This is a genomic window from Flavobacterium soli DSM 19725, assembly GCF_000422705.1.
Lineage (GTDB): Bacteria > Bacteroidota > Bacteroidia > Flavobacteriales > Flavobacteriaceae > Flavobacterium > Flavobacterium soli.
Map to the genome: position 1 here is coordinate 270,824 of NZ_AUGO01000007.1, position 20,310 is coordinate 291,133.

21 protein-coding genes are annotated in these 20,310 nt (G+C 36.5%); 9 read left to right on the forward strand and 12 right to left on the reverse strand.

Annotation, left to right across the window (positions count from 1 at the left end):
- Positions 1-140: 140 nt before the first annotated feature.
- Together G508_RS0110445 and G508_RS0110450 are read right to left on the reverse strand one after the other, a co-directional pair.
- Positions 141-905 (reverse strand): helix-turn-helix domain-containing protein, encoded by a 765-nt coding sequence (locus G508_RS0110445; protein WP_026705267.1) that lies wholly within the window; start codon positions 903-905, stop codon positions 141-143.
- Positions 906-947: 42 nt separating this feature from the next.
- Positions 948-1,451 (reverse strand): hypothetical protein, encoded by a 504-nt coding sequence (locus tag G508_RS0110450; RefSeq protein ID WP_157485959.1) that lies wholly within the window; start codon positions 1,449-1,451, stop codon positions 948-950.
- 908 nt (positions 1,452-2,359) lie between these two features.
- Between G508_RS0110450 and G508_RS0110460 the strand changes: the two genes are divergently transcribed.
- Together G508_RS0110460 and G508_RS0110465 are read left to right on the forward strand one after the other, a co-directional pair.
- Positions 2,360-3,769 carry a DUF1800 domain-containing protein gene (locus tag G508_RS0110460; RefSeq protein ID WP_026705270.1) on the forward strand — a complete coding sequence of 470 codons (1,410 nt, stop codon included), beginning with the start codon at positions 2,360-2,362 and terminating at the stop codon, positions 3,767-3,769.
- A 13-nt stretch (positions 3,770-3,782) separates the two neighbouring features.
- Positions 3,783-4,952 (forward strand): DUF1501 domain-containing protein, encoded by a 1,170-nt coding sequence (locus G508_RS0110465; RefSeq protein WP_026705271.1) that lies wholly within the window; start codon positions 3,783-3,785, stop codon positions 4,950-4,952.
- A 287-nt stretch (positions 4,953-5,239) separates the two neighbouring features.
- On the opposite strand, the gene G508_RS19555 is transcribed toward G508_RS0110465, so the two are convergent.
- From G508_RS19555 to G508_RS0110490, 5 genes are all read right to left on the reverse strand, one after another.
- Positions 5,240-6,280: a methyltransferase domain-containing protein gene (locus G508_RS19555; RefSeq protein ID WP_051197553.1), complete on the reverse strand. Its 1,041-nt coding sequence runs from the start codon at positions 6,278-6,280 to the stop codon at positions 5,240-5,242.
- 253 nt (positions 6,281-6,533) lie between these two features.
- A complete protein-coding gene (locus G508_RS0110475; RefSeq protein WP_026705272.1) occupies positions 6,534-6,959 on the reverse strand; it encodes a DUF1801 domain-containing protein in 426 nt (141 codons plus the stop codon).
- 286 nt (positions 6,960-7,245) lie between these two features.
- Positions 7,246-7,797: a DNA-3-methyladenine glycosylase I gene (locus G508_RS0110480; RefSeq protein ID WP_026705273.1), complete on the reverse strand. Its 552-nt coding sequence runs from the start codon at positions 7,795-7,797 to the stop codon at positions 7,246-7,248.
- Positions 7,798-7,850: 53 nt separating this feature from the next.
- Positions 7,851-8,174, reverse strand: coding sequence for a nuclear transport factor 2 family protein (locus tag G508_RS0110485; RefSeq protein ID WP_026705274.1), 324 nt, complete (start codon positions 8,172-8,174; stop codon positions 7,851-7,853).
- A 22-nt stretch (positions 8,175-8,196) separates the two neighbouring features.
- Complete coding sequence (locus G508_RS0110490) at positions 8,197-8,979, reverse strand: SDR family oxidoreductase (protein WP_026705275.1); 783 nt, start codon at positions 8,977-8,979, stop codon at positions 8,197-8,199.
- 135 nt (positions 8,980-9,114) lie between these two features.
- On the opposite strand from G508_RS0110490, the gene G508_RS0110495 reads away from it, so the two are divergent.
- Positions 9,115-9,474: a winged helix-turn-helix transcriptional regulator gene (locus G508_RS0110495; RefSeq protein ID WP_026705276.1), complete on the forward strand. Its 360-nt coding sequence runs from the start codon at positions 9,115-9,117 to the stop codon at positions 9,472-9,474.
- 338 nt (positions 9,475-9,812) lie between these two features.
- On the opposite strand, the gene G508_RS0110500 is transcribed toward G508_RS0110495, so the two are convergent.
- The 3 genes from G508_RS0110500 to G508_RS0110510 form a co-directional block, all read right to left on the reverse strand.
- On the reverse strand, positions 9,813-10,286 hold the full coding sequence (locus G508_RS0110500; RefSeq protein ID WP_026705277.1) for a GIY-YIG nuclease family protein: 474 nt from the start codon (positions 10,284-10,286) through the stop codon (positions 9,813-9,815).
- A 121-nt stretch (positions 10,287-10,407) separates the two neighbouring features.
- Positions 10,408-11,427, reverse strand: a complete 1,020-nt coding sequence (locus G508_RS0110505) for a hypothetical protein (protein ID WP_026705278.1) — start codon at positions 11,425-11,427, stop codon at positions 10,408-10,410.
- Between the two features lie 171 nt (positions 11,428-11,598).
- Positions 11,599-12,540 (reverse strand): hypothetical protein, encoded by a 942-nt coding sequence (locus G508_RS0110510; RefSeq protein WP_026705279.1) that lies wholly within the window; start codon positions 12,538-12,540, stop codon positions 11,599-11,601.
- An 883-nt stretch (positions 12,541-13,423) separates the two neighbouring features.
- Here G508_RS0110510 and G508_RS0110515 point away from each other — a divergent pair.
- Entirely contained in the window at positions 13,424-15,133 is a 1,710-nt protein-coding gene (locus G508_RS0110515; RefSeq protein ID WP_035694524.1) for a hypothetical protein, read from the forward strand.
- 1,211 nt (positions 15,134-16,344) lie between these two features.
- Here G508_RS0110515 and G508_RS0110525 read toward each other — a convergent pair.
- Positions 16,345-16,755, reverse strand: coding sequence for a helix-turn-helix domain-containing protein (locus G508_RS0110525; protein WP_035694528.1), 411 nt, complete (start codon positions 16,753-16,755; stop codon positions 16,345-16,347).
- 166 nt (positions 16,756-16,921) lie between these two features.
- Here G508_RS0110525 and G508_RS20115 point away from each other — a divergent pair, with 166 nt between their 5' ends.
- The 3 genes from G508_RS20115 to G508_RS18865 are packed head-to-tail and all read left to right on the forward strand — an operon-like array spanning position 16,922 to position 18,355.
- Positions 16,922-17,557 carry a hypothetical protein gene (locus G508_RS20115; RefSeq protein ID WP_157485961.1) on the forward strand — a complete coding sequence of 212 codons (636 nt, stop codon included), beginning with the start codon at positions 16,922-16,924 and terminating at the stop codon, positions 17,555-17,557.
- Positions 17,515-17,787 carry a hypothetical protein gene (locus G508_RS0110535; RefSeq protein ID WP_026705284.1) on the forward strand — a complete coding sequence of 91 codons (273 nt, stop codon included), beginning with the start codon at positions 17,515-17,517 and terminating at the stop codon, positions 17,785-17,787. The genes G508_RS20115 and G508_RS0110535 overlap by 43 nt, the downstream gene beginning before the upstream one ends.
- A gap of 4 nt (positions 17,788-17,791) precedes the next feature.
- Complete coding sequence (locus tag G508_RS18865) at positions 17,792-18,355, forward strand: hypothetical protein (protein ID WP_051197555.1); 564 nt, start codon at positions 17,792-17,794, stop codon at positions 18,353-18,355.
- Here the strand turns inward: G508_RS18865 and G508_RS0110545 are convergent.
- Positions 18,345-19,118 carry a hypothetical protein gene (locus G508_RS0110545; RefSeq protein WP_026705285.1) on the reverse strand — a complete coding sequence of 258 codons (774 nt, stop codon included), beginning with the start codon at positions 19,116-19,118 and terminating at the stop codon, positions 18,345-18,347. The genes G508_RS18865 and G508_RS0110545 overlap by 11 nt on opposite strands.
- A 537-nt stretch (positions 19,119-19,655) precedes the next feature.
- Here G508_RS0110545 and G508_RS18870 point away from each other — a divergent pair.
- Both G508_RS18870 and G508_RS0110565 read left to right on the forward strand, forming a co-directional pair.
- Positions 19,656-20,033, forward strand: coding sequence for a hypothetical protein (locus tag G508_RS18870; RefSeq protein WP_035694529.1), 378 nt, complete (start codon positions 19,656-19,658; stop codon positions 20,031-20,033).
- A gap of 12 nt (positions 20,034-20,045) precedes the next feature.
- Complete coding sequence (locus tag G508_RS0110565; RefSeq protein WP_026705286.1) at positions 20,046-20,282, forward strand: hypothetical protein; 237 nt, start codon at positions 20,046-20,048, stop codon at positions 20,280-20,282.
- The last annotated feature ends 28 nt before the right edge of the window (positions 20,283-20,310 follow it).

Below are 20,310 nucleotides of genomic sequence, written 5' to 3' on the forward strand. Positions count from 1 at the left end.
GCAACCATACTGGCAAAACTTGTCAAAATGGTTGCTCTTTTTAGAATTGTTTTTTTATTGTTCTTGCCTTAAGATTATCCCAATTATTCGGGACAAAAGTGCCACTATTGGAATTCCTGTAATTGTAAAAAATCGTTTTTCTACAAGAAACGTTTGAAGTTTTCGGGAGTGTCGACTGTAAATTGCTTGAAGTCCTTGATGAAATGAGCTTGATCGAAGAAATTATTTTCATAGCAGATTTCGGTCAGCGTTTTAGATTCGGTTAAATTGTCAATAACGGCATTAAAGCGAACGATCGAGGCAAACTTTTTGGCTGACGTTCCCACCACTTTTCTGAACCGCTTTTCAAACGGACTCTGACTGATAAACAGCTTTTCGTTCAGTTGATTGATGCGAATTGTACCTTTGCTTTGATAGATGAGCTTCACGGCTTCCACGATCAATTTGTCGGTTTGAATGTCTTTGAGTTGGGATAGCAGAAACCGTTCGACTATTTTTATCCTTTGGTTGTCAGTAGAAGCTAATGCCAATTTTTCTTCTACTTCTGCTACACTTTTTTTATCAAATACATCCTCCAGAGAAAGGCTCAGGTTAAATAATGCATTGGCGGGATGCGAAGCAAAATGGGTAAAGCCTATTTCGGTAAAGTAGATCAATATAGTTCCGATGTTTGCCGAATTTTTAAAAATCTTATAACCATCCGTGATTCCTGTAATTCCGGCTGTAGTGAGCTGGCTTTCGGTGTTGTCTTTTACGGTAGCAAGTTGTCCCTTATATTGAAAACCGATCACCAATCCCGATGAGGGAAAAACCTTGTACTCCATTTCCAACTCATTCTCCGACACTACAAAATACTTGATGTAGGGCTGTAATTGTAGGGTTGGGAAATGTTTTTCGAATTTCATTTGGTTATGGTGTTTATTGGTTACAGTTAGATCATCTAAAGATTAGTGCTGTTCTACCCATATTTTAATCTTCTTGTTATTTTCATCAAGAGCGATAACTAAAAAGTCAAAATCAATTCCAAATCCACTATATGCACCAACAGGATAAAGCATTAAATTCAGCTTTTCACTTGTTGAATCCACAACTCTTTGTTCAAACTCAAATGGTTTTCCGAGTAAATCTATTATTTGACTTTTATTTAGTTCAGAATTAAGATAGTTTTCTAGTAAGTCGGAAATCATATTCCATCTCGGACTTTTATGATTTATATCATTATTATGTTTTAACCATTCCTTTTGCTCAAACTTTATTTTAATTTCACGTCTCTCAAGGAATTCTCTATATAGTTTTTCTGCTTCTCCAGATTCCACAACATTACTTAGCCTCTTCATATCCAAAAGATTGGAAATAGAATCTTTTTTAAACTCGGTTTCTTTTTCAATTCTAGATTGTCCACTACTTACTAAATATACTGTCAAAAATAGAAATGTAATTGTCTTTTTCATCATAGAATTTTTCTCAAGTAATTTACTATAGCAATTAATCCATTAATTGAAAAATGAATCCATAAAAATAGGAATCCATAAAATAATACAGCTAAAGAATTTCCTCCTTTAAAATTTTCTTTATAAACAAATATAAATACCATCAATATTGCATAAAAAGCAAAAACAATTAGATTAACTGTATTAATTACTTTTTTTGTTTTTAGATATCCAATAAGAAAATACAGTAATGCAGATGCATATAAAATATATAATACAACAAACTCGGAATCTAATGGAAGCATATTTACTTTTATTTTATCGAGGTTTTCTCCATTATTTTGTCCTTCCGACGAAGGAGGAATCGCAATCGATTTACAATATTTTCTTTCTTTAGACTTCCTTCTGATGAGTTTCCTCCTTCGTCGGAAGGACAACTAAACCGATTAACTTAATGACATTGACTGCGAGCTTCTAGCTCATGGCCTCAAACAAAAATACAATTTATTTCTTTATACTCTTTGTGTTAACAAGCTAGAAGCTCTCACCATCACAAGTCGCTACTATAAACAAAAAACGCAAGTTGCTTTGCGGTTTCTGTTTGTAAGGCACAGTATGCAATTCTGATCAAAATAGTATGGATATCCGAGAGGCTCGGGGTTTATTCCTGTCTGTATTTACCATTTGTTTTTATTTTTGAATCAGCACGTTTTTGCTAATTATCTTTTGGACTGTGTTTGTTTGTTTCTTATTGGGATTGTAACTTTGGAAAATCAATATTTCAATTGATGCACTTCAATTGCATTTAAGTGATTTGAACGGAAAAAAAAAGAAATATCACAAATGCTTTTTTAGTAAAAATAAAAGAATATTGCAGCATATTAAACCCTTTTCTAAAATCGAAGTCCAACTTTGAAAGCATCTAACTTATGTACACTCCAACTCTTTGGTCATTGCGACTCGGATATTCGGCAAAACAAGCCAAAACCATTGAAAAAATAGGTTTGAAAAAGTTCTTGGATGAATCTTTTGCTACAAAAATTGATTCTAAAATTCCTGATTTTCTTAAAGACAGTCCCAAAACCCTTGCTGATTTCAAGGAAATTCGAAAAATGACAAAAGACAGTCCTGACAAAAAGAAAGAAATGCAAAAAGAAAAAATTCAAACTTCATTGGAAATGAAAATGTGGTGGATTAACAAAATGAGGGAAGACGAATTTCCGCTTCGCGAAAAAATGACTTGTTTCTGGCACAATCATTATGTTTCGACTTTCCAGAAAGTAAGGGTGAATTATTATATTTTTCAGCACAATCAAATTCTCAGAGAAAACGCATTTGGCAATTATAAAACCTTGACAAAAAAAATCATCCAAAGCAATGCGATGGTGCGATATTTGGACAATGTCGACAATCGAAAACACAAATTAAACGAAAACCTAAGTCGAGAATTACTCGAACTTTTCACCCTAGGTATTGGCAATTATACCGAACAAGATATTAAAAATGGAGCCAAAGGTCTAGCGGGATTGGGCATTGGCGAAGAAAATGCGGTTTACAGAAAAAAATTCGAGGATAATGAACCTTTTGTTTATCTCGGAAAAAAAGGGAATTTCAAAGTAGACGAAATGATTGACATCATTTTCGAACAGCCCAACATTCCGTATCTTATTACCCGAAAGATATTGAAATGGTTCATTTACGATCATCCAAAGGAAGAAATGGTTCAGTATTATGGCGATTATTTCAAGAAAATGAATTTTGAAATTAAGCCCCTATTGACCAAAATTTTCACCGAAGAATATACCAAAGACAATGCGGGGTCCAAAATAAAAAATCCATTGGAGTATGTGCTGCAAATGATGCACGAACTGAATGTACAAAACCCTGATGGTAAATTGATTGCCACATTCATCAAGGACCAAGGAATGAATTTGTTCAACCAACCCAATGTAAAAGGATGGGACGGCGGAAATTCCTGGCTCACTTCACAAGTTTTCTTGCAACGAAACAACATTGCCGATTTGATTTGCAATAGAAAAAACTTAGCCCTAGCCAAAAAAATAAACAATGACAGCTCGATGATGGAAGAGGAAGCAATGAAGAAGCAAAATCCAAACCAGCAACTGAAAGTAAAATTAGAATGGAACAAAGAAGGCGACAACAAGCAAATCATCGCCGAACTCAAAAATAGATTGTTGTTTCAAACGGATGAAACCGACCAACAAGATTTTGAAAAAATACTAAAATACGATTTCGATAGCAAAACCGAAGGTTCAGAAAATGCGGTATTACGATTGTTTAATTTTATGGTTAAAACACCTGAATTCCAACTCATTTAAAAAAATCAAGAAAATGAACAGAAGAAACTTTTTAACCCTAACAGGGACTTTCACAGGTGGTTCACTCCTATTACCTAATTTCCTATACTCTTTTGGCTCCCAAACCAATTTGGTTTTGGGCGAACAATGCATCGTTTTCGTTCAATTGAATGGAGGAAACGATGGGCTGAACACCTTCATCCCATTTGAAGATGCACTGTATTATGATGTTCGTCCAAAAATTGCCCTTTCTAAAACTGAAGTGCTGAATTCATCCAAAGGAATGGCGTTTCATCCCGCTTTGAAAGGATTTGCCAGCATCCAGCAAAGTGGCGACTTGTCAGTAATACAAAATGTAGGCTACCCGAATCCGGTTCGTTCCCATTTTAGAAGTCAGGAAATTTGGCAAACCGCACCCACCCATCAGGAATATCTAAGTGACGGCTGGCTGGGGCGTTATCTGGATTTGCAATGCAAAGAGCACCAACCGACGGCTGGAATAAACATTGACAGTATTGACAATTTAGCCCTAAAAGGTGAAGAACCCAACTCGATTACTGTAAAAGATCCAGACCGATTCAAAACCAAAAAAAAGGGTGAAAACGACAGTCAATTATCCAAAAACCCACAATTGGATTTTGTTCGAAAAATAGCCAATTCTGTTGTGGAAGGCTCGGATGAAATCCAAAAAGCTTTGGCAAAATCAGCTCCTGCGGATGTGGTTTATCCTAAAACGGCCTTGGCAAAAAATCTGGAATGGATTTCTAAATTGATAAAAGGAAAACTGAATTCAAAGGTGTATTATACTTCTCTTGGCGGTTTTGATACCCACGACAATCAACTCACCATTCACAAAAACAAATTGACGGATCTCAACGATGCCGTTTATAGTTTCTATCAAGATTTGAAAAAATCACAGCAATTGCAAAACGTGACAATTGTAGTTTTCTCAGAATTTGGTCGCCGAGTGAAAGACAATGGACGAGGCACCGATCATGGAACGGCTGCACCTATGTTTGTAATTGGAGGAAATAACCGAGGGAAAATTATGGGAAACAATCCCAATCTTGCCGACTTGGACAATGGCGATTTGAAACACGAAATTGATTTCAGAAGTGTGTATGCTTCTCTTTTGAAAAACAAATTGGATTTTGATTACACCAAAATTGGAATACAAAATAAAGCTTTGGAAGGTTTGTTTTAAAAGAGGAAATACAATACTACAGATGACTATAAAATATATAATACTACAAACTCAGAATCTGATGGAAGCATATTTACTTTTATTGTATCGAGGTTTTCTCCATTATTTTGTCCTTCCCTCGAAGGAAGAATCACAATCGTTACAATCTTGTCTTTCCTAAGATTTCCTTCTATGGGGTTTCCTCCTTAGTGGGAAGGACAACTAAACCAATTAACTGAATGACATTTTCGCGCAATAGCCAGGGATATCAAGTTTTACAGAACGCTTGCCTTATGAAAAAACAATCTCTAAAACCATTTATCGCTTTTTCTAATATTGGTCTCCAAATAAGAATGCATTACCCTTTTCAACATATTTCTAACAGAGACGCCCTTTCTCGAAACAATTGGAAATCTTTCACGAATCACTTCATGATCTATATAGGGTACAATGGGAATATCCTGCTTCATATAGGTTTCAGAAATAGAAACGTTTTCGGCAGAAGGCTTAAAAGCTAAAAGGTATTTATAACGCCACAGGCCTCTTCTATAAGCTTGATATTGGTATTTTCCACACTTGCTGTTTTCAACTTGTGCAGCTGTTCTTCTTCCGAAGGCATGAGAAATTCTGCTGATAAAAATTCCAGGATAATACGACCTATGCAACAACTTTATGGAAGGAAAAACATTTTCCGAAACATCATCAGACATAACATTTGCATAGCCGATTTTTTCCAAATCCTTTAGGTAGCTTCCCTCATAAATAAAACTATTGGCCGCCCACGTTTTGGCCCACTTTCTCACAATTTCAGTATCTTTTGGATCCTGATGGGCTTTTAGAAACCAATCCGCCACGATTAACCTTCCGCCGGGCTTCAATATCCGAAAAGCTTCTTTCAGGAAGCCATCCTTTGGTTCAGAATAGAGGGCACTTTCTATTGCAAATATGACATCAAAGGTATTGTCTTCAAAATTGGTATTGCAATAATTTTGAAGCGAAAAATCAGTAAGATTGTTCGAATCCAAATTTTGCTTATTCTTCTTGGCCTGTTCCACCTGAAAAGGCGACAAGGAAATACCGTGGACTTTGCAACCAATGTGGTTGGCTAGAAAGATAGAGGTGCCACCCACCCCACATCCGGCATCCAAAACAACATCTGATTTCTTGATCTGTGCATGCTTTGCCACTTGATAATTATTGTTCCAAAGAGCCTGCCTGTGTGTTAGGGTATTTTCATCCCAATAACCATAATGCAAGGCTAGTGCGTTTTTAAGCTGCAATACAATCTCATAATCCCTATTGCATTCTTCATAATAGGTTTGAATTTCTTTTTTGTAATCTTCTGTCATATAGTATTAGTTATGGAAAGAGGTAGTTCTAAATTGATGAATGCTTCTTAGATTGTATCATAGAAGCACATTACCGCAAATATAAAATAAAAATTAACAAAATAAATTACAAGAATAATACAAACACCGATTCTAAACTTAAAGAAGACACTTGTTTAAAAAAAGCTTTTCTGTTCTCTACATTTTTTAGCTACCTGCCTTAGCCCAAAAAACCCACCCTACTATTTAAAATCATTCCCTATCTTATGATCCTCTAAGAGGTTTGCTTCACACCGTCTCGAATTGCCGCTTCAAGTAGTTCAATATTGATGTCTTTAAGGGTTTTGAACTTAATACAATAGCCCGTTACACTTGCCTTACCTATTGTTTTTCCATAGGTTTCAGGTAAATACTTTTTGTCCTGAATACCCATAATATAAACCGATATTCCTTTCGTGTTTGCACTGATACCAATTTGGTAAAATTCTTTGGTTTTGCCGTCAGCATATTTTAGGGTCTGAAGTCCATAGCCTATATTGGGATTACTGACAATTTTCCCTTTGTCATCTTTACCGTCTAAAAACCATAGTCTACCTTTTGGAATTGCCAGAAGTATGCGTTTGTGCAAAGCTTCAATGTCTAAACGTTTTGTGTCAGGCTGTGAAGCAATGTAATCTCGGATTTGTTCTTGGATGTTCATTTGCATCTTTTTTAATGTACTGTCATACAATGACTGCTAACGTTTACAACTTTGACCTTTGCAAAGCATTAGATAATAAATAACATAATGGGTTTCAACTCGATTTTGATTGCACTTGTTTAATTGTGATTGATAAGCTAATATAAACAAAAAACCGCAAGTTGCTTTGCGGTTGTGTCTTATGTGCACAGAATGCAATTCTGCGCGAACTGTTGTGGATATCCAAGCGATCAGAACATCTATTGATAATAATTATCTAATGCCATTAAAGTAGCATCTCTCATTTTCACTTTTTCATCCACATAGGTTTTTCTCTAAGTATTTGCTTATAGACAGGACAATTTTCTGAATGTGCTCCAGGCAAATAACCAATACTCATTAAAAATTCATTTACAATCTCACCGCCTGTGAAACGAAAAGTCTTTTTAAACAATTTCACCCATTCTTCTTTTGTTTTGGGACGATGGTGTTCAAGCCATTTCTCGAAGGATCCAAATTCTGCCTGTAGCGTCAGGATTGTTTTTGCATTTTCGATGGCAGCATTTACCTTTAAGCGGTTACGTATGATTCCGGCATCGGCTAAAAGCCTTTCGCTGTCTTTTTCGGTGTAGTTCGCCACTTTTTTAATATCGAAGTTACTGTACGCTTTCCTGAAGGAGGCTTCTTTTTTCAGAATGGTTTCCCAGCTTAACCCGGCCTGATTGATTTCCAAGACCAAACGACAGAACAACTCATTGTCATCGTGGATGGCAAAGCCGTAATACTTGTCGTGGTAATTTTTATGCAATGCTTTCTTTTCTTCAGACAGCATAGTTTCGATGGCAACACAATAGCTCATAATTTGAATTTTTAAAATAGAGAGTGACCAAAGATAGTCACGCTCTGCTATATTTAATCGGTTACTTTTAAATGCTGAATTTGTCCCTCAACAATATCAAAGTGAAACTTTAGCGTGATAGGGCTTCCCGGAAATGTTCCTGAACATTCAGCCGTTACGATGCTTGTTGTTCCGTTTTCGGTATATTCCAGTGGTTGCATCACTGCTTGGTAGTTCTTGTTGGAGTGATCGATCCAACGCTCTATCTCAAGTCTTCCCTTGTGTGTTTTACCTTCGTCAAAGACTACGGCAGTTTCTGAAAACAAATTGGCATACGTCACGGCGTCAAATTCGTTCTGTGCTTTAATCAAGTCTGTTAGTACTTTTGGTAAGTTCATTGTTGTTATTTTTTAAAAATTATTAAATTGTTGGTACTGTACCGCCATCGATTACATATTCGGTTCCTGATAAATAACTGGCTCTCGGAGAAACAAGAAAACCAACCAATTCAGCTACTTCTTCCGGCTCAGCAGGTCTGCCGAAAGGTATTCCGCCCAATGCATCCATAACGCCTTGCTGTGCTTCTTCTACAGTGCTATTGGCGTTTCTTGCAATCTCAGCCAACCACGCTTTCGATGCTCCTGTATTGATCCATCCAGGAGAAACAGTTAGCACCCGGACACCTTTAGGCGAAACTTCATTTGATAGACTCTTACTATAGTTTCTCAATCCTGCTTTTGCAGCCGCATAAGGCAAAGTAGAATCGTACAATGGCAATATACCTTTGATAGAAGCGATGTGAATAATGACACCGCTTTTTCGATCTAGCATTTGCGGTAAAAATCCCCTGTCCAATCGTACTGGAGCAAGCAAATTAGCCTGTAGAGTCGATTCCCAATCTTCATCAGATAATGCAGTAAAGCCACCGGCAGGCGTTGTGGATGAACCAAGATTGTTCACCAAAATGTCAAGCCTTCCGTAAGCCGAAAGCACTTCGCTGATTACTTTTTGTGTTCCTTCTGCTTTGCTCAAGTCGGACGCAATGAAATGCAGTTTGCTGTTCTCTTTTTCTGGTGCGTTTCTCGCAGTGACAATAACCGTTGCTCCAGCTTGTAGCAACCTTTCTGCAATTGCGCTACCGGCTCCTTTTGTACCTCCTGTTACTAAGGCAATTTTGCCTGATAATTCGTTTTGATAATCCATCGTATAGTCGTTTTAAAATTGTTAGGTACAAATTTCTGAAGTATGTAAGTTTCTCACAAGTACGGAGTTACGATTCACATAGGGATAAATTTTTCCCCTATTGCAGGAATTGGCAGATAGGTTTACTTTTGTAGTATGTATGAGAGAAAAACACTACCGAACTTAAATTGCGGACTTGATCTTATAGGCGAAGTGCTCTATGGCAAATGGAAGATCCGTTTGCTTTGGTTTATTAATGAAGGGTTTCAAAGGCCGAGCGAATTGCAACGCACAATACCGGATGCTTCACGCAGGGTACTGAATATTCAGCTGAAGGAATTGGAAGATCACGAACTGGTTTCAAAAGTAATTTACCCTGTTGTGCCGCCAAAAGTGGAGTATAGCCTGACGGATTTTGGAAAAACGCTAATTCCTATAATTGCAGCCATCGGGGGTTGGGGTGATGAGCATGAAGAGCGTTTACGAAAGCTAATATTGAAAAGGTTAGAAGATTAGAATCTTTGCCAGAAAAAGTGGCTTCACTTTGTGTTTACGAGCTAGAAGCACGCGCCCAATGTTATTAAGTTAAGAATATAAAGATTCCGTTTTGTCATTCCGAAGAATGAGGAATCTCATAAAGTAGCTCTGCAAACTTGGATTTAGATGATGTGATTCCTCATTCTTCGGAATGACAAAAAAAAAACAGCTTAACTTAATGACATTGAGCACGCGCCAGCAAGGAAGCTACTATAAACAAAAAAACCGCAAGTTGCTTTGCGGTTGTGGTTTGTGGGCACAGAATGCAATTCTGCGTGAACTGTTGTGAAGATTCGAGAGATCGGGTCTAAGTTCCATCAATGATTTTCAAACGTGTTATTAATTGGATATGTTCCTAATTTGAGAGCAAGGTATGGTTCAAACATTGTCTGTAAAATATCATTCTGTATAGCAATAAATTTGAATTCAATATTTATTAATTTCAATTTATGCTTTGTGAAAATTTCTATAAACTCTTCAATTTGCATTAGTTCCTTTCTTTTCTTTGATATTTTGCCATTCTTCACATACTCTATTTTCGCAAGGTTAAAAGCAAAACTCGCACTTTCACTTCCTGAACTTTTTCTAGTATGCCATTGAATTCTTTTACGAATATTATTTGCACGCCCAACATAAATTGGTTTTCCTTTTTCGTAGAAAACATATATACCCCGATATGTAGGCAATTCATTCCTTTTTACTAAATCAGAGTTATTAAATTCGTCATATAATTCTTTAAACAAAGAATCCATTTCTGCTAAATAAGGTTTTACTTGTTCTAATTTTTCCATTTTACATTTTAGTCATTGAAAATCAAATATTTATTTAATTCATTTCTACCTCGTACCCCTTATAAATTAATTATTAATCTCTTCTAAGAATAACACCTCACGTCATTTAAGGAGCAGGCTGTTATGTAAAGTTTTTTTGTAAAATTCCTAAAACATCATTTATATTACTTAAAACATGGCAATTATATATGTCATTCAGTTTATGCTTATTAATTATTGAGCGTAATTCTCTTTCAGTAAAAAAAAAGTCAAAATATGGAAGAGATGCCGTTACATGTAAAAAATCAATAGTGTCGTTCCCATCTTTATATTTTCTTGTTTTATTCCATCTAATCTCGGCATTCATTAACGGAAATATTCTATATGATGGTAGTTCATTTTTAAACTTGTTATACTTTGAAAAATTATAAATCATATTACACCATCCTTTTGAATCTATATTCTTCTTTTCCTCTTCAGAAACAATTTTTCCTGTTTCTGAAAAATACATTTCCTCGTAATACTGATTAAAATCATTCTCAAATACTTCTAAATAACCTCCAAGTTCAGATAAATACATTTCATTAAAATTTTTATTTTGAGTACTATATTGTTCCTTAGCGTAATTCAATGCTTCAATGTTGTCTTTAAAATAAAAAGGTTTTAGATTTGAAGTTGATTCCAGGAAACTTATGATTTTTTCAAAAGTTAAGTTTTCTAGGAAATCTACAAATCTTTCATTTAGCATTTCCGGATTCTGTTTTACAAAGAAAGGATTTAATAGATTTAGTGATAATTTAGTCCATACAACTGTATTAATATCATAAAACTGATTACTTGTATGTCGTCTTACAAAATCTATGAATTCAAGTTTTTGTCTTTCTTTTTCATTTACTATTGAAATTCCCTTGGATAATCTATCAATAAGTTGAGCAGACTTTCGCAATGAATTCATATCTGTTTGCTTAAGAATTTCCCAAAATGTAATTTCACTAGTTGGCACAATTATTTTATCTTCTTTTACTAACTTTTCCAAAACACTGAGTAATGCTTTATCTTCAGGAGTTTTACAATCTGTTATTCTAATCCAATAATTTGTATCTAAGTATATTTTTTTTAGATGACTTATGGATTGACCAATTTTTATCTGTCTATTTAACAATTTTTATTTTTTTAAGAATTGAATTTCAAAATGTCAGGCAACTTCTAGCGGCTTTGCGAGGTTACGAAGTTTGAACACCTATATTTTCTACTAAGATAGAATTTTAGTAGAAAAAATGAAATTTCCAAATATTTTATAATCTCGTAAAATCGCTTATAGCTGTAGCTTTTTCTATTTCATTCGTTCTCGGGCTTCAATCTGTTCGTTATACCAAAATTTTTGAGTTGTAAAATCTAAAGGCCAATCTTGTTGTGCTTTTGCTTTTATAGAATTGTTTTCAATAGTGAGCATATATTCGTAAGCGTCAATTTGTTCGTTAACCCAAAACTCTTGTGTAGTAAAATCATTTGGCCAATCTCTATTTGCTTTCGCTTTCAATTTTTCAATAATTGATTCCTTTTCAATATCAGCTTTATCTTTTTCTACAGTAGCAACTGTTTCAATTTCTGTATCATTTGCTTGTTCGGTTTGAACTACAGTTTCTGTTGGTGTTGAAGTTTTATCTTTATCGCCTAAATTTGCGATTACGATCAAGCTAATAATCACGGTAACTCCAATTTTCCAACCTTTTGAAATTGAGGAGTTCTTCCAAAGGGCATAAAGTCCAACTGGAAAAAAGAGTATGCATAAAATTACGACTAACCAAGTTTTTTCATACCAAGCACTTGAATTCGAATTGTTGTTTTCCATAAAATTTAAATTTTGAGAAGTTGGATAATTATTTGTGGGTTGAATAGTATTGATTTGTTTTATTGCGGAAGTATTAGTTTCACTTTCAGAAGACAATATCCTAGAAGTGCTGGAAAGAATATTTTCAATATTTTTTCTATTTTTTCCCATATCAAATGCCCCGCCAAACATTATTCCTGTTTTTGGTGAAGAAGTTATTTGAACTTTGGTTCGGTTCTCCGAAATTTCTGATAACTGAATAGGAATATTTTCGCCCCAACTATGCAAACTAACTCCTGCTTTTACTACAAACCTACCCTGTAATCGATCTGCGCTTTCAATTTTCAATCCGTTAATTGTCGGAATTGCTTTTTTCATTGCCTCGAAAACTTTGTCTTTCGACATTGGAAACTCGCTTTCCCCATTGTGATCTAAAAATGCCATAGTCTATTATTTATTGATTAAGTTAATTTTGATTTCAAAACTACATAGGCAGAAATAGCATTCCTTACGGTTTTCCGTAAAAACCTAAAATAATTTAAAAAAAATATCCAACCTTTATAAAAACCATTACTAGCAAGGCTTCACAGTATCTCCTTTTTAGCAAAGAAACTACTCAAAGAGCTTAATTTCCTACTCTATCATTTCCAGAACGTATCGAGCGACACTAAAAACTCGCTCAGGAAGCTTTCCTCTGAAACGCCATCTCTGGCTCTTGTAAAAACAAGACTATTATCTCAACGCCCAAGTTATTTGGCTCAACTTACTGGAAAAGAACTTGCTTTTTCATTAAAAGAACTTGGAATTACAACTTTTTTACTCGTGGTGTGCGTTATGGGTATGCTCAACCACCCTATAGGCATACTCGAAACTACTTTTTAGATCATGACTGTATATCGAAATACTTATGGCATCAGGGGCATATGAGTATGCAAGATAGCAATTGCAGCTTCCTAATATTACTTTTTTTAGTGCGCTAATTCAAACATACCTACAATAAGTTGATGGAGTTTTCTATCTACTAAACATTTTTTAATTAGTAAAAAATGGTCCTATTAAAACTACTGCTAATTAAAGCTACATAGAACTTGTTGCTTAATAATATCGCTCGACTTTATTGTCTTTAAATCGCTGAGAATGCTCAGTTCAAAATCCTAAATAACTGATTATGCAGAGGAAAACGTAGTAAAAATCTAGTAAATGTTATCACTAAAGTGCAGGCGTTTTTAGGTTTCTTATTTGTAATTTTATACTTTCATTAAAAAGTATAAAATTTAAGCTTTACTAGATGAGTCCAAAGGATAACAATGAATAACACAATGACAATGTGAAAGAAGAAAGAAAAAATTACGATGGTACAAAAGCAAGAGAAATGAAGCACACATACGTATTTAAAGAATATAGTGACAAAATTAGACACTTTATTCCAATTTATAATAAAAACTCAGGTAAACAGTATCCAATTAGTAAAGCAAATGAAGTATTAGAAGTTTTTGAGTTGGAATTGTATCGTAGTCCTGAAAAACCACCGTATGATAATTTTATTCAGCAGACCAACAGGCAATTAGGCTTACTTATAGAATATTTTGGAGATGTTTTTCACGATCGATCTGCAGAGCATGGAGTAGTGCCTAGTCATACCTACTATAAGATAATATTACCAAAGAAAACCTACTATAAAATAATGGAAGTTATTAATGATAACGGTTTGCTTCAAATTCGGGATCTTATTTTTGAGATTATTGCCATTGCCCAGCAAAATTATACAGATGATATTGTCTTTTGGGAAATGGAATCCAGTAAAAAACTAATAACTACAGCACCAAAAGAAAGTGCTAAAGCAATTGAAATACTTACAAAAGCAAATCCTTTAAATTTACTTGACCCAGCAAATAAAGGCTCTAGGCTGGAAGGGATAAATTTTTTATTTAACGATGCAGTCATAAAGATTGAACACGAATGGCTTGCCGGTGAATTTATAGAACATTTTAAGGAACACTATAATAATTTACTTTTTAAAGATTGGAAGAAAGATTTGGAAAGGTACCCGCTTAGATTTCACGAAAATAAAGACAAATTAAATTATAGGTTCAAGCTGGCAATTTCTTTCTACAATCTATTTATAGAAACTGGTCTTTTTAAGATTGAGAAGGAAGTACGTACACCCAATGTTTTAATGACATGTATCGCAAAATTGATGGGGTTTTGCCTTATAAATGTGTTTAAAGATGGAGATTCAGATACTGAAAAGTCGAAAGTTGTTCGAAACTGGATTAGGAGATCGAATTTTCGGAGAGTTTTACCCTATCAAAATATTAAGGCTGATATGGTCAAGCTGGAAAAATATTTTCCAAGGAATTTTTTAGGATTAGGTGAAGATATCAAAAGAGCTGATGCTATTAGTGCTGCGATGTATTTTAGTAAGCGTTTTGGTCTTGAAAATATAGGACCGGATCTAGCACACTTATATCAATGCTTGGTGCAGGTTAATTTTTATATTGGTCATCAGGTTACAGGACAAGGAATGCGAAGTCCTTCTAATTTTCCAGAATTTGAAGCATTTAAAAGTTTGATGAGTGGCATTCAAAAAGGGCAAAAGATTGAAAGCATATTATTTAAAATGGAGGGTGTAGATGGCGAGCAGTCTATAAATTCCACTTTGCCATTGCAGCTAATTAGTGATGCAATAAAAAGGTATCAATATACAAACAGGGTCGAGATAGATACAGAACTTTATAAAGTTCATTTTGAAAAAGAACAAAATGGAGCAATACAGATTAAAAGTGAAAATAGGTTTTCAGAACCAGAGGAAAGATTTATAGTTGATTTTGTCGGAGGGTTTTATAATTATTTAAAGAATGAAACAAGAACACCACAAAAGGAATATGATCCGAAATTCAGATTTTACAATATTATCGCGATTTTTTTAAGTCATTCTCGTTTCTTTTATCGGGAGCAGGAATTGGAGGGCTATGCTATAGAGATGGTTAAAAAATGGCATTCCTTATATCTTATAAAAAACGGCCTTGATCTGTAAGCTGTTGATATACAACAGGAACAAGATGTATCAAAATTAGTGAAGCTTTGTTCCTTTTAGAATTCAGATAACGCACGAAATTTGGACTTATATAACTAAATCTATTTAAAAATGGAAAAATCTAAGTCAAGTGAATCGTTTAAACTCAACTTTTTTGGTTTGAAGTATGAATGTATTAATCCAGGATCCAAAACTATAATTCTCCTTTTAATGGTACTTTGTTTTTTAACTGTTATCATTATTTTATTTAAGGAGGTAGCTTTGCCGGCATTCCTATACGGTACGAAAAAAACAAGCTCATTACTGTTAAAAGGTAATTTATAATATCATTTATGATTTAAATTGTAGGCAAGAATTTTTAACGATGCAGTGTGTCAATTAATTTTTTAAAATTTAATTGCTTATTTTTTATCATTGAATTGATCAATGTATCTCTAAATCGTGAAGTAATAGTAGGGAATTTTAAGTCAATTAAAACTAAACCTTTTTCACATTTAGTTCAAAACTATGGATCATCGAGTTCCTTTGAGAGTAACAGTCCCATAATAATCTTGAATAGTAAGATCTTAAGACAGTATCATAAATTGTTTTGTTAACTTTTTTATTCAAAAATTTTATAAAAGTATGGTTTATCTTTTTTGAATATTCTATTAATAAACTTCGTTCTAAATTTCGGATTCTAAGAAACTCCTTATTGTCTATATTTAATTGCTCTGCCGATGCGTTTACAATTGCATTAATTATATAATCTTCGATAATTACTTTTTCTATTTGTTGGGAACTACTAGCAAGAACTGATGATATAATATTTATTAAATTGTTTATGTTATCTGAACAAATTTTTAGTAAGGTTTCGAAATAGTGCCAATAATCTTCGGGATTTCTTGAAGTTTGTGCCTTGATATATAAGTGTTCGTAATTTAAAAAGTACTCACGACAATCTTTATTAACGTCTGCAAGTAGCAGGAATGGGTTATAGCTGTACTTTCAATTTAGTATTACTTAATCACTATCCCTTTTAAAAAATTTAATAAATATTTATTTGATTTTATTAAATTACTTTTCTAATCCTACTTTTTAGTAGCACATTCACAAATATTTTTATTGATCATTATATCATAATCCAATAAACTCCCTTTTAAAAGTTATTATTTTAATAAAAAAGAGGCCTTAACGCCTCTTTTTAAAATTAATATGTCATTAATAAAAGCCTATCTCACTTTTAGTAGTTTTTCCAAATATTCAATTTTATCTTGCTCGGCTTTCAATAATCGTTCATAAAGTCTTTTATTCTCTTCTACCGATTCCATTAATTTATCCAAAGGATTAAAGTGACAAACATTGTGAGCACCTATTGGACCTTGATTAATACTGTTATCACTAAAATTATTAAAATAATTGATCACGCCTTCTTCACTAAAATTCTTAATAGCTTCAACACTAACCCCAAGTGCCTTCGCCACCTCAGCCAGTTTGTCCTCCTCAATCGTTTCGCTGTTCTCCATAATGGAAACCGCCTGCTGGCTGGTGCCCATGGCCTGGGCCAAGGCTTCCTGTTTCATATCCTTTAATTCGCGGATGCGGCTGATCTTGCGTCCGATGTGGTTTTTGGTTGGTGTCATGGTTCAAAGGTAGTATTTGATTGTGTAATAAAGCAAATGTAAAAAACAGAACGGAAAATGTACCATACAATGGAAAATGATTCGGTACATGGACCGCATGTGCGTACTTGCAGTACAGAACAAAAATACAAATTTTCATACAACTAATAACTAAAAAGCTAAAATTATGCAGGCAATTGAATTTTCACAGCAACAGCTGGTAAGCGAAGTGATTACCGGCCACATCAAAACGGCGGCCATTTACTGTTTTGGCACGCACTCTACAGCCTACAGTTCCAGCAGGATACTGGGTCCCGATAAGGGAGTGCAGAAAGAGCACGTCCATCTATACCTCTTGGTCTTTGTCAGGGAAACGATCGAAAATGCCAACAATGACATCAGTGACAAGATCAGGACAAGGACAGCCGGTCGCATGACCACTACACTGCTTATGCACCCGATAAGGGGGCTTAAGAAACTGTGCCATGACCAGCAGTTGTTCTTCTGGCAGGTCATGCGGGACGCTGAACTGTGGTTTGAGGACAAGGACAAGCCGCCCTACCTTAACAATGCGGGAATCCCGAAAAGGAATGTAAAGTCCACGGCAAGCTATGTGGCCAACAGGAGCTATGCGAGTGACACGATTTGGGATTGGGTCTACAACGATGATAACGCTTCCGGCTCGTATACGGTAAAGATGGCCAGCCTCCATCAGATCGTGGAGCAGACCTGCCTGTCGCTGATCCGAGTTTTCATGGGCTATACCCCAATCACTTTGCATTGGGCTACCTGTTTGGGCTTTGCGAATACTTCACCACCATAACGGCTGATTTCTTTCCCCGACAGACCAAGGAGGAGAAGGCATTGTTCCATTTGCTGAAGCAGCAGCCCAATGGCTTGCGTTTCAGCCGGGCCAGCTATATCAGCTATTTACAGTATGACCTGCTGGAAGAAAGATGCGGTGCCTTTAAAAGGGAGGCGGACCTGCTAATCCAGAACGATATGGACCGCCTAAGCGAAGCTGAAAAGGAAACCAAGGAAATAAGCAGTTAGCAATATGAAAAGGAAGAAGATCAATTTTGAAACGCATTTTTGGGCAGCCTACGAGATAGGAAACCCGTTTGAGGTAATCGATGCCCTCTTTGATTATGCGGATCTGGAATACTATAAGGAAGGGTTGGCAGAAGCGGTGATGTACTGCCATAAGAAGGAAGTGTACAAGAAAGGGTGTCCCGGAGAGGTGTTTCTTTGCTATGCCGCCCTCCGCTCCTTTCTGAAAGCATGCTCGGAACTGCAACATAAGGGAAAGAGATGGCAAGTGAAACAGGCACCGGATGCCAAATCGGGCCTCCATCAGGCTTCATTGACAGCCGAAGAGTATGCCAATCCGTTTAGGGTATTCCAAGGCGCATTTGCCGAGAAATCCTTGGAGGACTTTGAGTTTTTCCTGTGTGAAATGACACGTTTGTCCTTGTCACCCCATACCATAGCGTTTGACACCGATCTGATGACACCGTATATCCATCTGGTCAAGATGCTGGACGCAAGCCAGCTGATGCGGGAGAGGGGCGTCGAAAAGGGGAAGGGGAAGGCACTGCTTTTTACCAACTTTAGTGATTGATTTGGACACATCTCACATCCAGCAAATGAAGCACATTGTAACAGCGCTCATACAACGGATACTGCTCTCCATTGGTTTCTTGGAAGAATTCGAGCAGCAACAGCCACAGGAAGATACCCCCACCTGTAGGCGTTTCCGTTGGCCGGAGGCTAAGGGTGGCTGGTTCAAAATCGATTGCCACGGTGACCATGGGACTGCAATGCAACTGGGAAGCCGTACCTTCCGCATCCACAACAAGCACACCGGTCCGAAAACCCACATGCGTGGCGCCTGCAGGACAATCCAGCATCAGACAGGGTAAAAACCTCGACAGCAAGAACGTATGCCCATCCTTCAAGGTCAACGGACAGCGCAATACGGAACCAAGTGCAGCTTTCCCATTGAACTCAAAGCCACTCAGCAGGTTCCTGCCCTCAGCAGTACGCAACCCCGCCTCTGCGGTCCGTTGGCCCCGCTCATGCTCCAAATCGTAGCCCTTTACCTTGGACAGTAACGAAACCAGCCGCGTAGTGACACTGGGGTCGGGAGCACAACGCAAAAGGGCAGCGGCACCATGCCGGATTGCCGCCCCCAGCGTATTCACCCTTCCAAATTCCTGATAGTTCTCCCGCGTACGCTCAAACGCCGGATCCGCATGGATCCGCTCCTTCGTAAGCGTATTTTGCTGCTTCACCAGGGTAGCCCCCTTCATATCTTTCCGCTGGTAGAAGGTCAGCCCGCCAAGGGTTCCCCTGAGCTTCAAAATTCCTTTCAATCGTGCCATAATCGTAAATGTTAGCACACAAAGGTAACAGCGGCAGCCCTTCCACCACCACCCCACTGTCCCAGATGGCCCCACTTGTCCCCATTTGCCCCCATCTGCACACAGAACGCATAACGCAAGCCATTTCGGAAATCCAAAAAAGCATCAGCCCACCCTCCAACACCAAGCTATAGGGATGAAAAAATAAAATAAGTAAGAGGAATACATCACCACCTTTTATGATTTTGATAAGGGCAAACCAAAATCCGTATGATTTTGACCATAAAAAAACAGTATTAATCTAAAACTGTAAACTAAAACCGGTATGAGAGAATACTTAAATCTTTTAATCTTTTAATCTTTTAATTTTTTAATCTTTAAATCTTTAAACACAGATACTCCCCCTCTAAGGTAGGTCTAAGGTAGGTTTTCGGCTATACAAGGTCCTTATATCGGCATGGGGTGAACACCCTAAATTATGGGGTGGCTACTGATATCTTGGTTGATTTGTGCTAATTTTGGAAAGGTAATTGCTATACTTTTGTAAAAATACAGAAAATGAAATCTTCCCTTGCCCTCATTTTGTTCTTTTTTATGGTGCAGGCAATAGATGCCCAGACCATCCGGGTCAACCCCGATGGCACCCACACCGTGATCCACCAAACGGGCAGTGACACCTCGGTTCAGGTCAATCCTGATGGTACTCACACCGTGACGACAGGCAATGTTCAGGTAAATCCTGATGGCAGCCACAGCGTTCTCACCGGAAATGAAACAACAACTGTTCGAGTGAACCCAGACGGAAGCCACACCGTGATACAACCTAGCGAGACCAACACAGCAGTTCAGGTAAATCCTGATGGCACCCACGCGATTTTGATCAAGAAAGAGAAGAAACCTAAAAAGAAAAAGAAAAAAAAGACCCAACCCCAATAAACCAACTGTATCATGGACGAATTTAAAGAAGAAGCCGAAAAACTACACCAATATTACAGGCAAAACAAGCTTCCGGCTCCAAGCTTGAGAAAACAGCTAGTAGAAAGCGGTTATATGGAAACCGTATATGACGAATTTAGAGACGAACTCACCACGATAAAAAATAGTATCGTTTCCTCAGCCGATGAGGCTCAAAAATGCAATGCTATCATGGATGACTTGGTAAGGCAGCTCAAGGACAAACTATAAAAAGAGGGCCTCATTTAAACAAATGAGG